17 protein-coding genes and 1 pseudogene are annotated in these 21806 nt (G+C 63.0%); 9 read left to right on the top strand and 9 right to left on the bottom strand.

The annotated features are described in order from the left end of the window. Positions 1–4 precede the first annotated feature (4 nt). Genes RWJ89_RS07540 through RWJ89_RS07500 form a run of 9 tightly spaced genes read left to right on the top strand, consistent with a single transcriptional unit; the run spans position 5 to position 9545 of the window. A complete protein-coding gene (locus RWJ89_RS07540; RefSeq protein ID WP_221947113.1) occupies positions 5–802 on the top strand; it encodes a TadE/TadG family type IV pilus assembly protein in 798 nt (265 codons plus the stop codon). After that, positions 799–2439, top strand: coding sequence for a TadE/TadG family type IV pilus assembly protein (locus tag RWJ89_RS07535; protein WP_316030789.1), 1641 nt, complete (start codon positions 799–801; stop codon positions 2437–2439). The genes RWJ89_RS07540 and RWJ89_RS07535 overlap by 4 nt, the downstream gene beginning before the upstream one ends. Beyond that, the gene (locus RWJ89_RS07530) at positions 2411–3091 is read left to right on the top strand and encodes a TadE/TadG family type IV pilus assembly protein (RefSeq protein WP_222020649.1); all 681 of its coding nucleotides are present in this window, start codon (positions 2411–2413) and stop codon (positions 3089–3091) included. The genes RWJ89_RS07535 and RWJ89_RS07530 overlap by 29 nt, the downstream gene beginning before the upstream one ends. A 1-nt stretch (position 3092) precedes the next feature. Then, positions 3093–4019, top strand: coding sequence for a hypothetical protein (locus RWJ89_RS07525; protein ID WP_316030788.1), 927 nt, complete (start codon positions 3093–3095; stop codon positions 4017–4019). Then, the gene (gene cpaB, locus RWJ89_RS07520) at positions 4016–4972 is read left to right on the top strand and encodes a Flp pilus assembly protein CpaB (RefSeq protein ID WP_131628631.1); all 957 of its coding nucleotides are present in this window, start codon (positions 4016–4018) and stop codon (positions 4970–4972) included. The genes RWJ89_RS07525 and cpaB overlap by 4 nt, the downstream gene beginning before the upstream one ends. A gap of 20 nt (positions 4973–4992) precedes the next feature. Then, positions 4993–6891 carry an ATPase, T2SS/T4P/T4SS family gene (locus RWJ89_RS07515; RefSeq protein WP_003548183.1) on the top strand — a complete coding sequence of 633 codons (1899 nt, stop codon included), beginning with the start codon at positions 4993–4995 and terminating at the stop codon, positions 6889–6891. Between the two features lie 10 nt (positions 6892–6901). After that, positions 6902–7765 (top strand): type II secretion system F family protein, encoded by an 864-nt coding sequence (locus RWJ89_RS07510; protein WP_077980021.1) that lies wholly within the window; start codon positions 6902–6904, stop codon positions 7763–7765. Continuing rightward, positions 7762–8667 carry a type II secretion system F family protein gene (locus RWJ89_RS07505; protein ID WP_077980020.1) on the top strand — a complete coding sequence of 302 codons (906 nt, stop codon included), beginning with the start codon at positions 7762–7764 and terminating at the stop codon, positions 8665–8667. Before RWJ89_RS07510 ends, RWJ89_RS07505 begins: the two co-directional genes overlap by 4 nt. 2 nt (positions 8668–8669) lie before the next feature. Further along, positions 8670–9545 (top strand): FHA domain-containing protein, encoded by an 876-nt coding sequence (locus tag RWJ89_RS07500; protein WP_077980019.1) that lies wholly within the window; start codon positions 8670–8672, stop codon positions 9543–9545. A gap of 320 nt (positions 9546–9865) precedes the next feature. Here RWJ89_RS07500 and RWJ89_RS07495 read toward each other — a convergent pair. The 9 genes and pseudogenes from RWJ89_RS07495 to RWJ89_RS07455 all read right to left on the bottom strand — a co-directional run. Then, positions 9866–10264: pseudogene (locus tag RWJ89_RS07495) on the bottom strand (LysR substrate-binding domain-containing protein); the annotation flags it as partial. Between the two features lie 55 nt (positions 10265–10319). Continuing rightward, positions 10320–10748 (bottom strand): hypothetical protein, encoded by a 429-nt coding sequence (locus RWJ89_RS07490; RefSeq protein WP_206113115.1) that lies wholly within the window; start codon positions 10746–10748, stop codon positions 10320–10322. 87 nt (positions 10749–10835) lie between these two features. Next, complete coding sequence (locus RWJ89_RS07485) at positions 10836–11147, bottom strand: DUF982 domain-containing protein (RefSeq protein ID WP_168336379.1); 312 nt, start codon at positions 11145–11147, stop codon at positions 10836–10838. Positions 11148–11316: 169 nt separating this feature from the next. Further along, positions 11317–13722, bottom strand: coding sequence for a protein kinase domain-containing protein (locus RWJ89_RS07480; protein ID WP_316030787.1), 2406 nt, complete (start codon positions 13720–13722; stop codon positions 11317–11319). A 42-nt stretch (positions 13723–13764) separates the two neighbouring features. Then, positions 13765–14937, bottom strand: a complete 1173-nt coding sequence (locus RWJ89_RS07475) for a serpin family protein (protein WP_222061265.1) — start codon at positions 14935–14937, stop codon at positions 13765–13767. 13 nt (positions 14938–14950) lie between these two features. Further along, the gene (locus tag RWJ89_RS07470; RefSeq protein ID WP_316030786.1) at positions 14951–17476 is read right to left on the bottom strand and encodes a trypsin-like serine protease; all 2526 of its coding nucleotides are present in this window, start codon (positions 17474–17476) and stop codon (positions 14951–14953) included. Further along, the gene (locus tag RWJ89_RS07465; RefSeq protein WP_222010954.1) at positions 17473–19086 is read right to left on the bottom strand and encodes a caspase family protein; all 1614 of its coding nucleotides are present in this window, start codon (positions 19084–19086) and stop codon (positions 17473–17475) included. Before RWJ89_RS07465 ends, RWJ89_RS07470 begins: the two co-directional genes overlap by 4 nt. A gap of 23 nt (positions 19087–19109) precedes the next feature. Beyond that, positions 19110–21062: a DUF4384 domain-containing protein gene (locus RWJ89_RS07460; protein WP_316030785.1), complete on the bottom strand. Its 1953-nt coding sequence runs from the start codon at positions 21060–21062 to the stop codon at positions 19110–19112. Positions 21063–21272: 210 nt separating this feature from the next. Then, complete coding sequence (locus tag RWJ89_RS07455; RefSeq protein WP_316030784.1) at positions 21273–21650, bottom strand: hypothetical protein; 378 nt, start codon at positions 21648–21650, stop codon at positions 21273–21275. Positions 21651–21806 lie beyond the last annotated feature (156 nt).

The following is a 21806-nucleotide window of genomic DNA, read 5'->3' as shown; positions in this document are numbered from 1 at the left end:
GGCAATGCGCGCTGAACTCGAACGCCCCATCTTCGACGGTGCCTTCTGGAGTTCGATCCTGCACTCGCGGACCTTCTGGGTCCCTCAGGATCACGGCGCGCTCCTCGGTACCTTTGCGATCGCCTTGATGCTGCTTGCCTCGCTGCTGCTGCTGCCGCGGCTTTCCGCCCGCCGGCGCCGGATATCGGAGCTGCACGGCGACATCTCCGGCAGCACGACGATGATGGATTTCGTTCTCGTGACACCGGTCTTCGTCTTCTTCATGTTCGTGGTCTTCCAGTTCACCATCCTGGCCAAGAACCACCTCTTCACCCACTATGCCGCCTATGCGGCGGCGCGCAGCGCCCGTGTCTATTTCTGTCCGGCCCTGCCGATCACCATCCGGAGCTTGATCGACGCCAGGACCTGCGACGACGATGCTGCCGCCGGCAAGGCCGATCTTGCCGCCCGCCTGGCGCTGATCCCGGCCGCACCCTACGACCAGCTGAAATGCGTCGGTGCCTGCCAGCCGCCGGAAGATGCGCTGAAAAGCCTTGCCGATGCCTCGGGCCTGTCGAAGAACTGGCGCGCGATGCGCAACCAGGCCCGCTATATGTTCGACCCGCAGAACGTCACCGTGACCGTCGACCGCGCGCCGATGGCGATCTATGCCGCCATCAACCGTTCGCCGCATGTGCCGGTTACCGCCAAGGTGGAAGCGCGCTTCCTGCTGCTCGAATATGCCGGCTGGGTCTTTGCCCGCGGCCAGAGGAAGGACGGCCGCTACTACACGATCTCGACGGCGGAGGTGAACCTGCTATGACACCGACCCTTATCAAGCGCCTGCACCGCGACGAACGCGGCTTCCTGTCACCGATTATTCTCTACATGACGATCGCGCTCGCCCTGATGATCGTCTGGATCCTGAATACGGGACAGATGATCTACGACAAGCAGCGCACGCAAGACACGGCCGACGCTGCTGCTCTCGTCCACGCCGACTGGGAAGCCCGCTATCTCAACATTATGGCGATGAACAACGTCGCCTCCTCGCAGGCAACCGTCGTCATGGCGACGTCAGTCGCCTTCCAGCTGACGACGGCGGAGCTTGCCCTGCGCTCTACCGCCATTCTGGCAAAACTCGCCCAATATTCTTTTACTGAAGGCTTCGGGCCGGCATCCCTTTTGCCGCCGATGCCGCCGATGCCCTATTGCCCGGGCTGGCAGAAGGTCCCGATCATCGGCGGCATCATCTACGGTGCTTGCCTGGCATTCCAGGGGGTCCGGGCGATAGGAGCCACCAAGGCGCTTGCATATACGGTAAAAGCACAGCTCGATTATGATCCATGGGGCCTTATCGAAAAGTCCAGCGACATTATCGACGCCATGAACGACCTCAACGACTACCTCGTCGAGAGCTTTCCTCAGCGCGTGGGCAACGAAGCCCTGCATCTGGTGCGCCTGAACAAGTCGGATCATGTCGTCTTCCACCCGCCGTGCGAATCCTGCAACGACGCCGGAGAGGGCGCCGGCGGCAACCTGCCGGTCGATCGCGACGGCATCAATCCCGCTGCGGCCTATGCTGAAATGTGCCTGGCGATGAGCAAGGGCACGCAAGGGCAGGATCCGCTCCTCATGCGCGGCGAGTTTGCCAAACGTGGCTTCCCCAACGGCAAGGGCCCGTTGACCGCGGGCGGCGTCGACGGCAGCCATATCCGCGACTGGGTCAACCACGAGAGCGGCATCGACGATGCTTTAGTGGACTTCTACATCTTTTATGAAGCCTTCGGCCCGGCCTATCTGAGCAAGGTCCCGTTCAAGGCAATCATCGAGCAATTTGGCGATCTCAGCTGGTGGCAGGAATTGCTGCTCGATGGCAGCTTCTATATCGCCGAGGAACTCTTCGGCATCGAGTTCGGCATCGTGAACCCCTTTCAGCTGCCGATCGACGTACCGCCGCGCTATTCCGACAAGCAGACAAAAGACGAGAACGATTTCACCCGCAAGTTCGACATGATCTGGAATCAGGTCTGCGGCCCAGCCGGTGGCGCGATTTCCGTGGCGGGTGCTCCCCTGCCTGTCATCTCCTTCCCGAAGCCTTACTGGCTGAAAGGACGCATACCGTTTAACTTCACGCCCTTCGGCGGCGAGCAGCTCGACGACTACCAGACGCTGGCGATCGTTTCCCGCGCCCCGCGCGCCAGGCTGCAGATCCGCATCTTCAAGGACAAGACACCGTCCGCCTACGCCTTGGCGCAGAGCTGGGTCCACAACTACACGGCCTTCGACCTCTACACCCAGGACTGGCTGGCATCGCTTGCCCCCGCGACACTCGCCGACGATATCGGCCAAGTTTCCAACACCATCAAGCAGAGCCCGGCGGCCGATAGTTTTACCGGCCTGACCCGCGTCTTCGACCGAGGAGGAGCCAATGCCTGGGCTGCCGTCAACACACACTGAGCCTATGAGCGGTCCTCCCGGCCGCGGGCTGCTGATGCGGCTGCACCGCGATAGGCGCGGTCTCGCCTCGATTGAATTCGTGCTCGCCGCGCCGGTCATCCTGCTGATCGTGATTTTCGTCATTCATGCGAACAAGATTTCCACCAAGAAGGTCGGAACCATGGTTGCAATGCGCAACGCCGCCTTCGCCGAGGCGAACGGCCTGTCCTGCACGTCGGATTTCTCGAACGTCTTCCCGATACCGGCCTTGCCGGCACTGCCCGGACGCGACGCCATGAGCTGCTCACGCACACCATCGCATGAAGGCGGCGGCGACCCGCAGCGCACCTTTGTCTGGGACGACGTACAGAAGACCTGGAAGAGCGACGGCCGCGATTTCGGCGACATGGTCGGCGACCTCGCCAATGAGAAGCCGCAGCTCGTCACCGCGACGGCCGATCGAGTCTACAAGTTCAGGGATTCCGACGATCTCGATACCATCAGGAGCCTCCGCTGGAAGGACGCGTTCACGGTGGATGACTCGACACTGTTTGCCTCCCACAACAACGATACCACGCGCCGAGGCTACGATCCGACCCTGCGCCGGGAAATCCGCGGAGTGGCCAGCGATTCTGGCGATCTGTTCGACGGCGTCTTTCCGGGAGCGAAATAAGATGAGACGGGGCCCGCGCATCTCCTTTAGTTTTACCAGCCATCTCGCCGCTTTGGTGCTCGTCATCGGGCTTGACGCCGCCGCGGCCACACCTGTTCGAGCCGAGATCTACAAGGATTTGAGGGTGACGCTGAATTCGATGCTGGCCGGCATCCTTGGCGCGCCGGAACGCGCGCCGCGCGATCTCGTCATCAACGGCCAGCCGCTTGAATTCACGCCCTATCAGAGCGATCGCAGCATTTCCGATATCACCGACGAGTGGCTGCGGGTGCTGGCCGTCAATACCCGACCCGCCCTGCCGAAAAGCAACGACAAGGAAGAACTGACCGCCGTCATTGCCGCCAACATGCTGATCGTCCCGAAGACGAGCCGCATTCGCGACGATCTCGCCGTGGTGGTGCGATTCTTCGACGGCGACGGCGAGGCTGCCCTCGATTATCTCAGACGTCAGGACCCTGCAAATTCTTCGGCGAGAGCGCCCATCCCGGGCGTCACGATCATGATCCGCAGGCCGGCCGATGCGCCGATGACCGAGGTGCTGATGAGCCGCTTCGACGATGTTGCCTCGACGCTGCCGGCCTTTGCAGCACCTGCCGATGTCACCAAGCTGCCGCAGTCGCTGCGTCCGCCGGCCGGTGTCGAGGTGCTGAGCGATATCGGCGATCGCGACAAGGGCCACACGTCACGCACGGTCGTGTCGAAAGGTACGCTGTCGGCCGTGCGCTGGTCCGATCAGCGCGCCGATCTGCTTGCCCGCGACGGCTTCACCATCGAGACGCCGCCAGCGCAGCGCGGCGGGGTTACTGCGCTTTATGGCCGGCGCGGCAGCGTCGAGGCCAATGTTCTTTACACTCGCAGCAAAACCGACGGCCGAACCGTCGAGGTCATTCAAATCAGGCAACCCTTCGTAGGGGGAATAACACCATGAACTGGAAGCTCATCGCGGCTGTCATCGTCGGGCTAATCACCGGCGTTCTGCTCTACTTCTGGACCGAGAGCGTCAAGAACGAGCAGACGGCCTATGCCTTCATGCGGCTCCAGCCCGACAGGAAGGTCACGCGAGGACAGGCGATCACGCCCGACATGCTTGCCGAGCCGGTGATGCTGCCGGAAAGCTTCGGGGCGCTCGCCAAACTCGCGGTGCCTGCCGCCAGCGCCTATCAGGAATGGCTGAAGGACAGGACGGCTGCGAGCGATATTCCGGCCGGCTCCGTGCTGCTCTTCCAGTATTTCGACGATACCGACGGCGGACGCCTTACGACGATGATCGCGCCGGGTAAGCGGGCGCTGACCCTTCCCGTCAACGCAGCCGCGGCCGTCGGCCATTTCGTCGAGCCAGGCAGCTATGTCGATATCATCGGCACGGTCGACGAACCGGTCGAGCCCGTGGCGCCGGCCGCAGCGGCCCAACCGGGGGCCCCTGGCCAGCCCGCTGCCGTGCCAGGCCAGCCTGCCGTCCCTGGTCAGGCGCCGGCCACAGCAGGACAGCCGCAGGCTCCAGCCCAGCCGCAGTCGCCCGTCGAGCAGATGCTGAAGAACTACCTCACCCAATATCCCGGCGCAGACGAGAACGACGTCAACGCCTACCGCAAACAGGCGCAGGATTATAAACTCGGCATAAGCTCGCGCACCCGCGTCGTCACCCGCACCTTCCTGCAGAATGTCAAGGTTCTGGCCGTCGGCGCGGCGACGACGGCGGAGGGTGCGGTCACCAAGGCCAACAGCACCTACAACAATGTGACCGTCGAAGTGACGCCGTCGGAAGCTGAAATGCTGATTTTTGCCATGGGCCAGTCGAACGGCAGCCTGAACCTCGTGCTGCGCAATCCGGCCGACAATACCGTCGAGGACCTGCCGAGCATCAACTGGACGCGCATGTGACCGCCGCGGGGGAATGAGCCATGCTGTTGAAGATTTCCTATGAGGACGGCAGCGGTCGGGAGGTGATCCCGCTCTCGGCGAACGAGACCTATTTCGTCGGCGAAAGCAGCACGCTGACGCTGCCTGCCGGCGCGGGCGTCGTGCGCCTGCGCGGCAGCCACGTCTCTTCACCGCAATTCGTGCTGCGGAAGTCGGGCCAGGGCTGGTCGGTGCAGCATCATGGCCGCAACCCGACGCGCGTCGACGATCAGCCGCTTCGGGCCGGCACGCCGGTTGCGGTCTCGGCCGGCATGTCGATCTGGGTGCCGAACGTCACGATCGAGCTCGTCGAGCCGGCCGCGGCCGCCGAAGCGGTCACGCAGTTTCCCGATCAGGAACGCGTGCTCGCGCTGCAGATGGAAATCCACGAGCGCCTGCTGAAGGACACGCAATATGACCGGCTGGTGAAATCCGCCGATTTCGGCCGCGAGGACACGCGAAACCGAATCCGCGAGCGCCTCGACATGTTCATCAAGGAGGCGCTCGACGCTGCACCGCAGGATCTCGTCATCCTCGTCATCAAGAACGCCGTCTATCGGTGGCTGGCCAAACGCATTGCCCGCACGGGGCGGCGCGACGCCTCGTCGAATGCCGCAAGCCTGTCGCGCGAGGAGCAGGACAATCGCCGCTTGTTCGACGTCGGCAAGGCGCTGATATCGGCCTTGCAGCTCAAGCTGAACTTCGAATCCACCCGCTCCGACTTCGCCCAGCTCGATACCCGGTTCAGCGCCGCCTTCCAGTCCCGGCAAGCCCTTTTCAACGCCGGCGACCGCTATGAAATCGCCCATATGCACCTGCGCTCCAGCATCGAGGAGCTGATGTATCGCTGGGGGACGATCTCCGAGCTGATGGATCTCGACGTCATCTCGGAAATCATGGTGACGCGCTACGACGAGATCTACGTCGAAAAATTCGGTCTGCTGGAGCGCTATCCCTTCGCCTTCGCCAATGAGCGGCAGCTGATGAAGGTGATCGAGCGCATCGCCGTCGATTCCAACCGCTCGATCAACGAGAGCGAGGCGATGGCCGACTTCCGCATGCCGGATGGTTCGCGTGTCAACGCCGTCATTCCGCCGCTGGCGGTCAAGGGCGCTTGCCTCACCATCCGCAAGTTCGGCGGCAAGTCGCGGCTCGATATCAGCAAGCTGGTCACCGCCGGTGCGCTCAGCGAGCCGATGCGCGCCTTCCTCGAGGCGGCTGTCCGCTCGCGCAAGAACATCGTTGTCTCAGGCGGCACCGGTTCCGGCAAGACGACGCTCTTGAACAGCCTGTCGCAGTTCATCCCCGTCGGCGAGCGCGTCGTTGCCGTCGAGGACACCTCCGAACTGCAGCTCGACGGCATCCATGTCGTCTACCTGCAATCGCGGCCGAAGACGGCGGAATCCGAGACCAGCGTCACCATCCGCGATCTCGTGCGCAACGCGCTGCGCATGCGTCCCGACCGCATCATCGTCGGCGAGTGCCGTGGTGCGGAGGCGATCGACATGCTGCAGGCGATGAACACCGGCCATGCCGGCTCGATGACGACGGCGCATGCCAACACGCCGCAGGACATGATGACCCGCCTTGAGGTGATGGTGCTGCAGGGGCAGAGCTCGCTGCCTGTCATGGCGATCCGCCAGCAGATCGTTGCCGCCGTCGAGCTCGTCGTGCAGTTGAACCGCTTGGCGAACGGGCGGCGCGCCGTCACCGAAATATCGGAGGTGATCGGCATCGATCCGGATACCGGTCTGATCATCGTCGAGCCGATCTTCAATCTGGTCGGCCGCGCCGGCGGCCAGGCCGTGCATGCTTTCACCGGCTACCTGCCGAGCTTCGTCGCCGAGCTCGTCGAGTTCAACGACGACGGCGAAATCGAAAAACTGGACATGTTCGTCTGAGGGCAAAGCGATGAATATCAGCATTCTGCAGATTTTTACGGTCGCCCTCGGCGCAATAACGGCGGGGCTGCTCGTCTGGGGCGCGCCGGTGCGCTGGCCGGCGCCGCTGCTGCGCGCCACCGAGCGTGACATCGCGCTCGCCAGCGAGGCAGCACAGGTCTTCGGGCGCGATGCCGTTCCGCCCTATACGATGATCCTCGCCTACGGCATCACGGCGATCGTCGTCTTCATCGTGATTTCGCTGATCTTCGGGCCGATCTTCGGCTTCGTCATCGCAATCCCGGTCGCCATCTTCCTGCCCAAGGGCGTGATCCGTTATTATCTGCAGCGCCGCTGGCTGCAGATCGAATCGCAGCTGCCCTATGCCGTCGACCAGATCGTCTCGGCGGTGCGCACCGGTAAGCCGCTCGCCATCGCCGTCAATGCGGTGGCCGATACCGGCCAGATGCCGGCCTCGCGCGAGTTTGAGCGCATTGCCCGCGAACAGAAGCTCGGCATCGGCTTGGTCGAGGCGCTCGACCGCCACGGCCGCAACGTCCCGAGCCTGCATTTCAAGATGGTCGATGCGGCACTCGGTCTTTTTGCCCGCCAGGGCGGCGACATTTCCGAGCCGCTGACCGAAATGTCGAAATCCTTCAAGGAAATCTGGAAGCTCGATCAGAAGATCACCACCTCGTCGTCGCAGGCGCGCATGAACTTCCGCGTCGTCAATGGCGGCGCGCTGTTCATGATGCTGATGATCTTCTTCGGCCAGCCGGAACTGATCGACAAGGTGTTCGGCAACGCCATCGGCATCGTCATCGCGATCGTCGGCGCCATTCTCTATGCGACCGGTTTCTTCTGGATGCGCTCGATGATGAAGGTGTCGGTATGATGTCTCAGATACCCCTCGCCGCGATCACCATCGTCTTTGCCGGCATCACCGCTGCGCTGTTCGTCTGGTGGATCGGCGATATGCTCGGCAGCATTCAGGTGGTGCGCCGGACCGCAGGCGGCGATGGTCCGCCGCCGAATATCGTCGACAGCATCGGCATGCGCACGCCGGTCGAATTCGTGCTGACGCATTTCGAGCCGCTGCTGGCCGACTACGGTGCGCAGCTCGAGCAGAAGCTGATCTATGGCGGCCGGCCTTTCGGCGGCGTCACGGGGCGGGAATATATCGCGCTGCTCGTTGTTTTGAGCCTTTTCGGTTTCGTCCTGCTCGGCCTGCTGTTCGGCATCGCCAGCGGCAGCGTCATCGGCGGGCTCGTGGCCGGGCTGATCCTCGGCCTGATCCCCGCGATCTATTTCTGGGTCGTCGCCGACGACAAGGCGCAGGATCGCAAGGAACGCATCTCGCGCGAATTTCCCTACTTTCTCGATCTCGTCGTCATGACGCAGCAGGCGCAGGCGACGCTGCCGGAAAGCCTGAGGCTTTATGCCGAAGCGGCACCCGGCACTGTCATGAGCGAGGAGATCGAACAGACGCTGAAGGATGTGGCGCTCGGAACCGGCATGATCGAGGCGCTGCAGCGTCTAGAGCGTCGCATGACCGCCGAGGAGGTCATCCGCGTCATCCGCGCCGTGATCCAGGGCGAAGTCGAGGGCAGCAACCGCGTCGAGCTGTTGCGCGAACATGCGCGCGACCTGCGCTTCCGCCGCTGGGAAAAGGCCGACCGGGCCAGTGAAAAGCTGAAGGCCAAGATCGTCATGCCGGCGATGATGATCGTCGTATCGATCCTTCTTCTGGTGCTGGCGCCTGCAATTGTCGAGATGATGTCGAGTGGGATGTTCTGATCATGGTCTTTTCCTTCTTTCGCGGAAACAAGCCTAGCCTTCTGCAGACCGGTCCCGGCGGCCAGAGCCGCAGCCATGTGCTCGACCGGCCGGAAATGTCGATCGGCCGGGCTTCTAACGCCGATATCGTCGTCGACGATCCGTTCCTGGCGCCGATCCATGCGCGCATCGAGCGGCAGAGCGATGGCGGCTTCATCATTCGCCGCATGGGGCTGAACCCGATCATGCTGCGCGGCGAAGCGCTGTTGCAGACGGCCTCGCTGAAAGCCGGCGACAGCTTCCGTCTCGGCAAGGACGTTGAATTCCAATTCGTCGTCAAAGCTGCTGCCAAGGAGGCGCCGAAGAAGGAGGCCTCCAAGGCAGGTGACGACAAGCCGAAGAAGTCGCTCCTCAAGCAGCCGGCCTTCCTCGCCGGCATGGGTGTCGCCTATCTCGCCATCGTCGGCATCATCGGCTACGTGATCCTGTCGGACAGCGGCAGCGCGGAGGGTGGCCCAACGGCAGAACGCATCAATGCGGAGGCCGCCCGCATTCCGACATGCATCAAGAACGCCCGGCGCATGCGCCAGGTTTCGGAGGCCAGCTTCAACGGCGCCGTCGGCGGCCGAGTCGGCAGGGATGGCGACGCAACCTATGCCGCCCTTTCGCTGGCAGCCGAGCCGTCAGACGACGCCGCGCTGGCCAAGGCAGCCGAACCGATCGTCGAGGCCTACAAACGCACGGCGCTCGCAGCTCTCGCCTCGGAAAACCGCGGCAACAATACGCTGGCGCAGACCCTCTACCAGCAGACCTACGATCTCGTTCCCGACGTCAACTGCTCAGCCGCACGCTTCGCGCTGCAGCGGCGGGCCGCGGTGAAGCCGCCGGCGCGGCGGTGATCGCCGGTTTGATAGGCATTTGACCGGAAGGAGTGGTTCGAACTTAATGAGACGCTCTCTCGCCAAACAATAAGCCCAGCAATAGAAGGGAGCCGAAGGATAAAGCACAACCTGCCTGGGCGATGGCTGCTGCCTTTCGCAATGAACGAAACTCCTCGGCGACGTAATACCTGTCGAAGCGGCTGCGCCTGCGTGCTTGCCGTTCCCGCCAACTGAGGCCCTGATCTTGCGGCTTATCTACAAGGCAGTCGGTCTTAGAGAGCACCCTGACTATCACCCAGAAAGCGACGGCGAAGCTCACGACAAATGCACCGAAGCAGGTCGGCGATATCGGCAGCGAGCAGCACTTCCGGTTGAAGCGCTACTCCCGCGCTGCTGAGCGCTGCCATTCGCAGCGCCGCCCCCTGGTTGGTCGAGAACTTTCCGGAAATCAACACATCGCGCATTTCGCCCCCCGGCCCGACCAGGTGCCAGTGATCCTGCATGCGCCAATAGGAGTGGCCGAGGCAGAGATGGTTCGCCAAAGCCTCCGGCGAGGTTGGTCGGCCATGACGGGCAAGATAGTCCGGCGAGGCAGCGAGAATCCGCGGGCGGGCGACCAAGCTGCTGTCCGAGAGCGGACCGATGTGGATACCGAGCTCGAACCCCTCGCCGGCGAGGTCATGGACATTGTTGTCGAACGATAGCTCGATGCTGACGTCGGGATAGGCGTTTTGGTGTATCTGAGCCCTGAGCCATGGCAGAGTTGGCCCTGAGCGGTCGTTGGTGAGGAGCTTAGTTGCTTTGCTCGGGGCTGAGATTAGATGGAATACAAAGTACGCTTACTCCATTGCGAGCTCGAAAACTCAGGGATTTTTCCACCAGGCTGATTTCGATCCTCGACGCCTTGTCTAGGATGAGCGTCTCGGCGGCGCCGTCACTCCCGGAACACGCCCTGCGGACGACCTTGATGACAGGGCCGTAGACGACCAGATAGCGGCCAAGGTCGACGCAATTAGGCTCTCCTGTAGTAATCGGATTACCGCTAGCGTCACATCTCTCAGCATAAGGGAAATGTTTTGCTGTCATCGAAAGCCGAATGAGGGCTGCGCTTTGGCTGAACATTTCCCAGAAAATATATACGATGATAACGACAGAGGCGAAGAGGCCACTGAGTCTGAAAAGACCAAGAGACAAACTCGGATCGGCTTCATCATCCTGCATTTTGTGCTTTTCTAGCTTTGGGACTGATGTCTGCGGCTTCTGGCGCAAACATGACGTCGAAAGCCGAGTAGCCTCTCGAAATTCGGACTATCTTTGCGCGCTTGAAGGCATGTCCGGTCGTTGCTCTCCAACGCCCTGCCGGACCAGCGATAGAGTAGCGATACCCGCCTCATCGGCCGCACGCAGAAGCGTTTCCCGGAATTGTTCCGGAGCAATCTTCCCGCTCAATGCGTCGACGCAGGCTTTCACGGCAGCCACGTATTCCTCGCCGTCATCGCACGGCCAGTCGTTGATCAGGAGACGGGCCGCGTCGCCCAACGTCCATACGATCTTGCGAGATGCCGGACCTCGCAAGGCAAACCCAACCGGCGTGAATGCTGATGATGTATTCCAGCACATTGTCCTCGACCCCTCAAGGCACGGATACCGCAGTCCCCACGTTCAATATACGCGCGTATTTTGTAATTTGGAATTGAAATTTGTCGAATGATGCGGCTTGAGCGCGAGCTGCCGAATGAAGCAGAAACGGCGCGCAAACTGCCCTATTCGGCCCCATTTTTCGCCGCGCTCACCGCAATTCTGCAGTAACCCGGAAGATACCGCCGGCCGACGCGTCGGAGCAGACCACGAAGGTCGAGCCTTCCTGCGCCATGAAGGCGACATTGCCGCCGGCTTCGCAGGGGGTGGCGCTCCATTGCAGGATGATATCGCCGTTGTCGGGCAGCTTTTCCGGCGGGATCTTCGCCGCGCTCGCCATCCATTCCGTCGCCGACGGGAGGTGAACGGGCGCGTTCAGCTGCTTCGACAGCCAGGCCGTATAGTTCTGCGCCTCGGCAAGCGGCACGTCGTCGGCCGGCTGCTGCGGATTGTCGGCATAGGCCTGGGCTGCGGCTGGATCGGAATTGGCGCTGTAATATTCCGCCATCTCCGCCCGGGTGACGGCCTTCGACTGCATGCAGAAGGATTTGTCGACCTTCACGGCGCCATTGGCGACGCCAAGCATGCCGCCGAGCTCCTTCATCGACGAGGTCATCAGCCGGACATTCTCCAGCGAATAGTTTCCCGCTGGGACGGTCTCGAAGGCAACCGTCTGCGAAACCGGGCAGAAGCCGCGTGCCGATAGCGCCTCGAGATCGGCAAGGATCGGCTGGTAGGCTGCGATCGCGAGCTTATAGGCCTCCGTGGTGTAGCGGCCGTCGGCCTCGCCGATCTTCGGGGCGAGTGCCGCAAGCGTCGGATCGGCAGCACCGGCGCGTGTCGCGATCGAGGCGCTGAGATCGGTGACCTTCTGCTTCAGCGCCGTTGCCTCATCCTTCGCCGCCATGACATCGGCGATGACGGCGTCGAACAGTTTGGCGGCGTCGCCGTAGGCTGATGTCGCTGCCGGCATCTGCCATTGCTCGGCCTTGGCCTTGGCCTCGGTCATCAGCCCGCTCGCCTTGGCAACATCGGGGCTATCGCCGGCGCCAATCCGATTGACGGTTTCGCGCTTTGCCGCCGCGTCCTTTTCGGCCGCCGTCAGCGCGGTGAGCGCCTTGGCGAGATCGTCAAACGTCGTTTTCGACTCGTCGTAGGCGCCGACAGCAGCATGCATCTGCTTTGCGGTGGCGGCATCGGCGGCAGTCTTCATCTTGACGTCGGCCTCGGCAAAACCCGGCGCCTTGTCGCCGCCTGCGGCCGAAGCGGCAGCCCTCGCTTTCTCGGCATTCTCCTTCGAGATGCCGATCAGCGCATTGCCGAGATTGATGGCCGCCGTCTGGAATCCCGGAAGTGCCTTTTCGTAATCTTCGTCCTTGAGCAGGGCATCGGCCGATGTCAGGGCCGATGCGCCGGTGTCATAGGATAGCTTTGCCTGGTCATTAGCCGGGCGCTCCGGCGCCTTGGCGGCAATCGCCTTCTGTTTGCGGCTTTCGGCCTCCTTCTTCCAGGTGCCGACGTCGGCGACGAGCTTCGGATCCGGGGCCAGCAGCTTGGGGATGGTGACGACGCCGACGCCGATGCAGATCAGCAGCAATGCTGCGATCATGGAGATTTTGACAGGCGTCCACTTTTTCGGTTTCGGGACGTCCGGCTGCTGCTGCATGCTGCCGCGCGGATCCCACGACATCGGCTGGATGCCTGTCGTCACGCGCGCAAATTCGCCGAGCGCATCGGCGCCCGTGCGCGGTCGCGCGGAGGGGTCGCGGCTCAGCATCCTTTCCACCAGGCTTGCAAGACCTTCGGGAAAGCCCGGAATCAGCACGTCGAGGCGGGGAAAGATATTGGAAGGATCGAGATGGATGTTCTTCCAGCTCTGCTCGCGCTGGTGCTCGTCTTCCCAGACCATGACGCTGTCGAAGACGCTGGCGTAGGCCTGCCGCGGCAGGAACAGCTTGTAGGCGATCATGCCCATGGCGTAGATGTCGAGCGCGGCGGAGGCGGAAAAAGTACCGCTGGCATAGATCTCCGGCGCGCCGAATTCCGGCACATAGGGCGGGATGATGTGCTCGCCGATCTTCGAGATCAGGTGCAGGTTGCCGATCCGCACCGACAGGCCGGAATAATCCTCGGAGACATAGATGCACTGGTCCGTCAGCGCATTGTGGGCATAACCGGCGCCGTGCAGCGTCGCCAGCCCCTCAAGGATGTGGCGGCCGATCTCGACGGCGCGCTCGTAGGCCACCATCTCCGTTTCGTCGAGATATTGGTGCAGCGTTTTCGACGGCCGCTTCTCGACAATATAGAAATTGTCGTCTTCCGGCGACGGCGGAATGAGGTCCTCGATTTCGACGAAGCGGCGCGCCGTCAGCGATTTGGCCTCGTTGATGGAGGTCCAGACCCGCTCGAAACGAGCCTTGTCCAGTTTCAGCGCCATATCGGGCGCGACGATGAAGACCGCATGGTCCATCCGCTTGTCTTGGGCCGGATAGACGATGAACTCGTTCTCATAGACCGGCTCGCCGATCGTGTAGCGGGCGATCAGATCACTTCTCATGCACTTGTCCCCCTGCATTCATTACATTCATGAAACCGAATACTATTCGCCTGCCAGTAATGGATCGCCGATCAGGCCCGCGGCCAGCAGCAGGCCGGTTCTTGTATCGCGAAGCGCGAAGGCAAAACGGGCATCGGCCACGACACGAATAAGCTTCGGATCGATACTGCGTTCCGTGATAACAGCCGTGGCTGCCGCCGCCTCCGTGCCGTTTTCGTCTACCTTGATCATCGTCTTCTGAAGGACGCGCGCCAGGCTGATGTTTTCCTTGGTGAAACCCGGGAAACCCGCATCCTTGGCCTTCTCGGGCGCCACTCCCATCGCATTGAGTATCGGCATCAAATCACGCCCGTCGTTCAGGGAAAAGCGGGGCAGGAAGATTTCGCCCTTGGCGGCTTCGAATTTTTCCCCTTGCAGCCAGGAAGTGAGCGCCTTCAGGTCCGCGCCGCCCACACCCTTGCCGGAACGGGCCGCCACCACGACCATGCTGTAGCTCCCGCCGGCATAGGCAAGGTCGACGGCGGTGAATTTCTCGTCGAAGCGGAATTTTTGCCCATCGCCGGCAAGATGCATCATCGGTACGGAAATCGTCGAGCCATCCGGCCGCTGAAAAGGGCTTGCCGGGCTTTCCCTATCGAATGAGGTCTTCCAGCGCGCCTTGAAGGAAAGCGCGCCGAGACTGACGAAGCCGCCGCCGGGCGGTGAGTCCAGGATGACCGGAATGGCGCCCCGCGTCGCTTGTTTGACCCAGCCGTTGATGTGTTCGACCGATTTCGGTCCGTCGAGATCCTCGATCGAAGGCTTGATGTGGTGACGGGCGAGCATGGAGAGCGCGTCGGGAACGAGCACCAGCTTGTCGTCGAAGACGATCGCGACCGCCGTCGTCAAAGGCGCATCCGGCGCTGCCGGCTTTTCCTGATACATCGCGTCAAGCACCGCCTCCGGTCCCTTCACCTCGCCGCCGAAGCCGAGGCCCTTGGCGATCGCCGCCTTGCCTTGGTCGGAGGCGCCGAGGCTTGCCAGACCGAGTGCTGCGGTAAGGGTTGCGGGCGACACCATGATATTGGCCACCCCCTCCTTTGCCAGCGTCCGGTCGATCAGTTCGGCGGCGAGCCCGGCTTGCGCTGTAAGCATCGCCTTGCTGTCGCCGGCATGAGCCGAAGCAAGCGCCATCAGGGAAGCGGCAAGACCCGCCAGCAGAGTGGATTTCGGCATGGTTCGCTCCTGTTCAGCGGATGCGATAGAATTTGGAATCGAACGACCATTTGCCTTGGGCGCCGGTTTCGTCGTCGCCGACGATCCTGAGGCTTCGGGCGAGATCGTAGACATAGTTGAAGGCGGCGCGCTGGCCGACGAGAGGCGTCGGCACATCGGGCAGGTCTAGCACTTCGATCGGCTTGTCGCTGAGGATGGCAACGACCATGCCGACGCCGGCCGGGCCCTCCACCACATATTCGAAGCCGGTATAGGGATTGCGCGCATCGGGCACGACAACCGGCCGGGCCGGATCGAGCCGGTTGTCGCCGCTTTTGGCTGATGGTTTCAGGCCCATCGAGCGCTTGTTCGGGTAAAGCTGCGTCAGCTTGCCGGAGGCGTCGATATCGACCAGGATCAGGTAACCGGACTTCTTGGTGGAGACGCGCATCGCCACCTTGTCGCCGATGCTGACCGCGGTGCCGGGCAGCACATCGACGGCGACGCCCGCCTCATTGTCGCTCTTCAGCGTGTTTTCGACGGCGGCGAGCGGCGTCTTGGCTTCCTCGCCGGTGATGACATCCCGGCCAAGCGCATCCGGCTGGCCATAAAATTGCGGCACCGGGGTGAAGCGGCAATCCTCAGCATGCGTCCGGCAATATTCGTCCGATTTGCGCCGGACATAGTCGAGCAAAGCGGCATTGCTGACATTCGGCTTGTCGGCCGCGCGCGCCACGCCATCCTGCACGCCTTCGATGAAGCGGCGGGTGAAGACGCCGAGCGCCGGCTTGGCCTCGCGGTCGACGAAGGCCCACTGCCCCGCGTTGACGGCCGACCAGACCATGGCGTTTTCGCCGCCGAAGGAGAATTTGGCTTCCTTGCCTGATTTGTTCGGTGGTTCGAGCGCTGCCAGCGCCGGGCCGAGGCAACGCACGGTGCCGGAGGGTGCCGCCACCGCGCTGCGGCTGCCGGGCCCGACATGGCAGGCATCGATCAGCAGCGTGACGCGGCGGTCCTTGAGGCTGTTCAGCCTTGCGGCGATTTCGGTTTCGCGGATCTGGTTGGTGACGGTCACCTTGCCGCCCTCGCGCACCAGCTTGGCATCGGCTGCAACCAGCGTCGGGCTGGTCGTCGCCTCGGCGCCCATTTCCTCCGAACCGTGACCGCTGAAATAGAGGAAGACGCGGCTTGCCGGCGTCGACTGACGCACCAGCCAGTCGTCGATTTCGGCAAGGATCGCCTCGCGGGTCGCCTTGCGGTTGGTCAGCGTGTGGATCTGTTCCGGGCGGTAGGCGAGTGTCTTGGCGAGGAAGACTTGCATCGCCTTCACATCGGTGGCGGAGCCGGTCAGCTTCGCCTCGCGCATCTCGTAATCGTCGATGCCGATCAACAGCGCGCGGTCGCCGGGCGAACTTTCGATCACCGGCGTCTGGACGACTGGCGGCTGAACGGCGGGTTCGTCGGCGACGGGCTGATCAGCCGGCGGAGTATCGCTGGCGGGCGCGCCTGGCGTTTCTGTCGTCCCAGCCGGCGCGGTATCGCCGGAGTGCGGGGTGGTGATGACGAGATTGGCCAGTTTCTGCCCGGACTGTCCCTGCTTCATCCCGCCACTGGTCGTGGTGGAGGCGACCTGATCGCCGGTGGCAGGTCCTTCGATGTTTGGCACGTCGCCGTCCGTCTTTGCGGCGATCCAGTCGCGGAAGGCGGCAACACGGGTATAGACACCGTAATGTTCGGCCTCGGCGCAGCCAGCACCCCAGCTGACGATGCCGAGCTGGATCCAGCGCTTGTCGGGACGCTGGGCGACCAGCGGCCCGCCGCTGTCGCCCTGGCAGGCATCCTTGCCGCCCTTGGCGTAGCCAGCGCAGACATTGCGCTCGTCGATCGGGTTCATGCGCATCGAGCTGTCGCGGTAGGCGGCGCGGCAGTCCTCACGCGGGACGATCGGCAGTTCCACTTCCTGCAGCTCGGTCGGCAGGTATTTGTCGTCCCAGCCGTGATCGGCCTTGGTGTAACCCCAGCCGGTGACGACGGCCGGGTGGCCGGCGGCCTCTACCTCATCATCCGAGGCCGAGGCAAGGATCGTCGGCTTCGATTTAGCGGGCTCGCTCAACTTGATGAGGGCAATGTCGTTGGCGAAGACCTTGCGGTCGAAATCCTCGTGGATGATCACCTCTTCCACGGCAAGCCCCGGTTTGTCGGGCCCGTCGACCGCGATCACCTTGTCGATCTTCGACTTGCCCTCGACGATCAGCAGGTCGCGGGCGAAGAGATCCTGTTTGCCGGAGCGGCCGCTGGTGACGCAATGGGCGGCCGTCAATATCCAGCGCGGCGCAATCAGCGAGCCGCCGCAATGGCCGCCGAAGCGGCCGCGCTGTTCGGGATCGGGTGCCAGGATCTTCACCTGCCAGGGCCATTCGCCCTTCTTGGCTGTCTGGCCGCCGATGACCCGCCCGCCATCCTCGCCGGCGAAATCGGTATCCTGCTGCGCAAGAGCCGGAGAGCCGAGCAACAGCATGATGGCCGTAACGTTGAGGATCCTGCTGATCGACGTGCTCATAGCTTGGCTCCGGCGGAGGTATAGAGGACCGTAAATCCGACGCGCGCGCCCTCGGGCAGGAATTCGCCGAGGCGTTTGGCGATATTGCCGGCGGTGCGGCGCCTGTCGTTCTGCTTCAGGAATTCAATAAGGTCGGGCATCGGGGTGTCAGAGGCGACGGCGACGAGCAGGTCCGTGCCGAAAGGTGCGACGACGGAAAGGTCCAGATCGAAGGTCTGAGACATCTCGGCATCGACCTCCTTCTCGCCCGGATAGAGGAACTGGACGGTCCCATCGCCGGTGACGTCGAAGAGCACGAGCTTGCGGCCTGATAGATCCGAAACGGTGACGCCGACGCGTTCACCTTCACGATGGACGGTGTCGGAAGGCGTCACGCGCACGGTCTGCGGGTTGGTCTCGGAGAGCCGCTTCAGCGCATCGAGCGCGGCCATCCGGTCGACGACGAAAGGCATATCCCCGGCGCCGACGCCGGAGGCGACGACATCGCCGCCGGCAATCGCCTCGTGTTTTTCGGGATCGAAGACGAGTTCGGCATCAGCACCCTCCGCCAGCTTGAAAGGGGTGACGGCGGGGTCGATCCCCTGCAGCACCGGCTCGGAGCCGAGGGCGGCAACGCTGATCGGCGCGGGCTCGGCGGGCAGCGGAGTGTTTGATTTCTCCGCCGCCGCCTGGGCCCCCGCCCCGTAATGATAGACGACCGCGCGATCGAGATCGGTTCCGGGCGGGCTTTCGGTAAAGATGTTCTGTCGCTGGTTGGTGAACTGATAGACCGCCTGGCGCACATATTCGAACAGTTCACGGCGGCTGACGGCGCCGTCGGCGTTGCGGTCCGCAGCCCCCTCGAAGGCGCGAGCGGTGGCATAGCTCAGCGCGCCGCGTTTTTGCGGAATGCCGGGAATTGATATTTCGGGCGACTTGGTGTTCTCGTCGACGGCGGCGAGAAAGGTCAGCCGCTTGAAATCGAAGCCGGTGGACAGCGCATCCGCCGTGGTCGAAATCGGCGCGAGATCGTCCTCTTCGATCGTATAGGAAGGCGCCTGACGCCAGGTGATCTCGGCGCCGCGCGGATCGACGTCGCGGGTCATGCCGCCGGCATGGCAGGTATCGGCGATGAACACGACATCGGCGCCCTTGGCCTCGATCTTGCGGATCAGCGTCTTGAATTCGTCGCCGAAAATGCGCTCGCGCGATCCCGGCAGCCGGGTATCGAAGCCAGCAAGGATATAGACCTCGTCGCGGCCGCTCGGTTTCGAGCCCTTGACGCGTTCCGGCTCGCTCGACCCGTGGCCGGCAATGCCGAGCACGATCAGGTCGCCAGGCTCTGCCCTTTCGGTCACGGCCCCGATCGCATGGAAGATGCCCTCGCGGTCGGCAGCGCCATTCTTCAGGAGCGTCATGTCCTCGACGCCGACAGAGCGCAGCGAGAGCGAAAGGTCGTCGGCGTCGGCGACAGCGCCGTGCAGCGGCGGAACGTTGCGGTAGAGGTCGATGCCGATCAGCACGGCCCTGACCGCACCACGCTCGGGCGCCTCGATCACCTTTGCCAGGCTGTTGGTGGCCGCCATGGTGAGGAGGGCAAGTGCTGCGGCCATGGAAACGAATGCGGTCATGGCCAGATTCCCCCTCGCCCGTCCTATTCGCGGCGCCATTCGACGCGGCGGTTCAGCGCATCGACATCGTCTTCGGTGAGGTTTGCGGTTGCCGTCACGTCCACCGGCTCGGAAGCTCCGCGGCCTTCGGCGTCGATTGTCGCGTCGAGGCCGTTGCTCTTCAGAAAGTCGGCGACGGCCTGGGCGCGGCGTTTGGACAGCTTCTGATTATAGTCGTCACCGCCGCGCCGGTCGGTATGGCCGACGAGGATGATGCGGCCGGGCTTCTGCTCCTTCAGCGCCTCCAGCAGTTCCTGGGCGGCTTCGGTGCCGATCGAGGTGAAGCTCGACTTGTCGAAATCGAAGGTGATCGGAACCGGAATGGAGACCGGCACGATGCCGCGCACATTCTCGGAATAGATGCCGCCGAGCACGCCGCTGCGGTGGTCCTTCACGGCCGGCACGAAGCTGCCTTCAGGATTGTCGCTCGTCGGGTTGGCGGCAAGGATGCGGGCCTGGGCGGCGCGCTGGATGAGATCGGAGATCGTCTCGGCGGGCGGCGCTTTCGGCGTGCGGGTCTCATTCTTGATGATCTCGATCGCCTGCTGGTAATCGGCGGCGGCATCGGCGAAGCGGCGTGCGGAGAAATAGATCTCGCCGAGCGTAGCGGAGGCCTGCCAGAGCACCTGCGGGCTGTCGGCGGCGACAAGCAGCGGCTCGTAATCGGCGACCGGCTGGTTGGCGGCCATCATCTCCTGGGCTGCGGAAAGCCTGAGGGCCGCGACGCGGCGTTGGGCATTCACCTGGAACTGGCCGCAATCGGCGCTGACGGCGATCGCATCGGCCTCAGTTGCGGCAGCACTGATATCCTTGGCGGCGACGGCGGTGTTCAGCTTGTCGAGAAGGGCGGTGCAAACCGGCGTATCGGCGTTCGCTACCTCGAGCTCCTCCCCGGGCTGGCCAAGTTCGGCAGAACGGCCGAGATTGAGCTGCGGCATCTTGATGCTGAAGCCGCCCGGAAGCTTGAATTGAGGCATCTTGATCTGCGGCATCGGCAGTTTCGGCATCTTCGTCTGCGAAGACTGGCTCGGCTGCTTGTACTGCGTGGGCTGTTTATATTGGGTCGGCCGGGTGGATGAGGTGGTGTCGGCCGGACCGATCAGCTCCAGTTCGTCGGCGGCAAGCTCCTGGCCGGGCGCCAAGTTGGTGACGATCTTGTATTTCTTCGGCGGCTGTTGTGTTGCCTGCTCGACAGGCTTAGGCGCGACCTTTTTCGGGGCAGCCGGCTTCGGTTTTTCCACCACCGTTTCCGGCTTCTTGGCGACTTCCTGTTTCGTCACCGGCTTCGGTTTCGGCGCGGCCGCAGGTTTCGGCCCAACGGGCGGCTTTGCAGCCTGCTCGACCGGGGCGGGTTTTGCAGGGGCGGCTGCGACGGGCGGGATGGCAGCCGGACTATCGACCGTCGTCAGCATCAGCGTTTTGCTGCTGATCTTGGTGCCGAGGCTGCGGGCTTCTTCAAGGCTGCGGGAAACGGCGTCCATGCCGCCGTCGATCGAGCGGAACATGCCGCCGCCGCTGCCGCCGAGATCGGCGAAGATGGTCAGCGGCTTGGAGGAATAGAAAACTTTGATCTGCTCCTGGCCGACCGGGCCTGAAACCTGCAGCTTGGCGCCGCTTGCCGGATCCGGCACCTGCACGCGCTTGCCGGCGCCGACAAGGGCGTCGGTCTGATACTTGTTCGGGAAAAGCTTCACGACCGCGCCGTTCGGCGAGACGTTCAGCACCGTGACATAGGCATTCTCGGTCGACTGGATGAAGAGGCCGACAACTTCGCCGATGGCGTATCTGGCTTCAGCGCGATCGAGGGTGATGGTGACGGGTCCGGTTTGCGCCGGCGCTTCGGTCAATGTGCGTTCGTTCTGCGCCTCGACGGCGGGAACCACCGAAAAGAACGAAAGAAAGGTGGCTGCTGCCAGGATGGCTTTGCGGTTCGGCATTGGAAAACCTCCTCTTCGAACATCTCACACTGTGTTGAAGTTGAGAATAGCACTGACTGGCGAAATTGGGATGGCTTCGCCTGTCTTGCTTGAGGGAGGGTTACAAATTATTTGGAGCCTGGAAGAATCAGGCAAGGCAAAGACGTGAGCAAGACTCACGCTTGGCAATATCCGGGGCCTGTTATAGTCCGTTCAACTGCACGGAGACGGTTAGTTCTTGGGTTTCTGCCCGGCTGATTTCAAAATCGAGATCAGGTCGCTCATTCCTTCGGGCGAGGAATTGTAGAGCCAGAGAATATCGGGATTGTCGATCGTGAATTCCTTGCCGGGGCCTGAGCCCATGTCGCGGCCGGGCGAGGTCGCATCGGGCAGCTTCGCCTCGCCGGGCGTCAACCCCTTGGCGCGTTCGTGTTCGGCGATGATCGCAGTCGCTGCAGCAAAGGCCTTCTCGTCATGCTGGCGCAGCGCCGCAAGCGAGGGGTTTCGCGCCGCAAGCGCGTCTTCGGTCGGGCCGGAATAGGCAAGCCGCGGGGTCTGCAGCGCCAGCAGAAGGCCGATCGACAAGGTTATGAGCCAGGATTTCGTCATCGTCGTCAAATCCGTCTTATTGGCGCCACTGCGCGACAAGCCTCGCGAGAATAGGGAGAGGCCGGAAGGAAGGCAACGGCGCTCGGTGCCAATCGATTGGGAGGGGTGAAATCGGCTGGCAGCGGCGCTTTCGCTCTTTGTTTTGCGCATGTCGTT

This window comes from Rhizobium sp. 10PS4 (assembly GCF_032464805.1).
Classification (GTDB): domain Bacteria; phylum Pseudomonadota; class Alphaproteobacteria; order Rhizobiales; family Rhizobiaceae; genus Rhizobium; species Rhizobium laguerreae.
The sequence above is the reverse complement of the archived record's forward strand: the minus strand, read 5'-3'. Positions and strand labels throughout refer to the sequence as shown.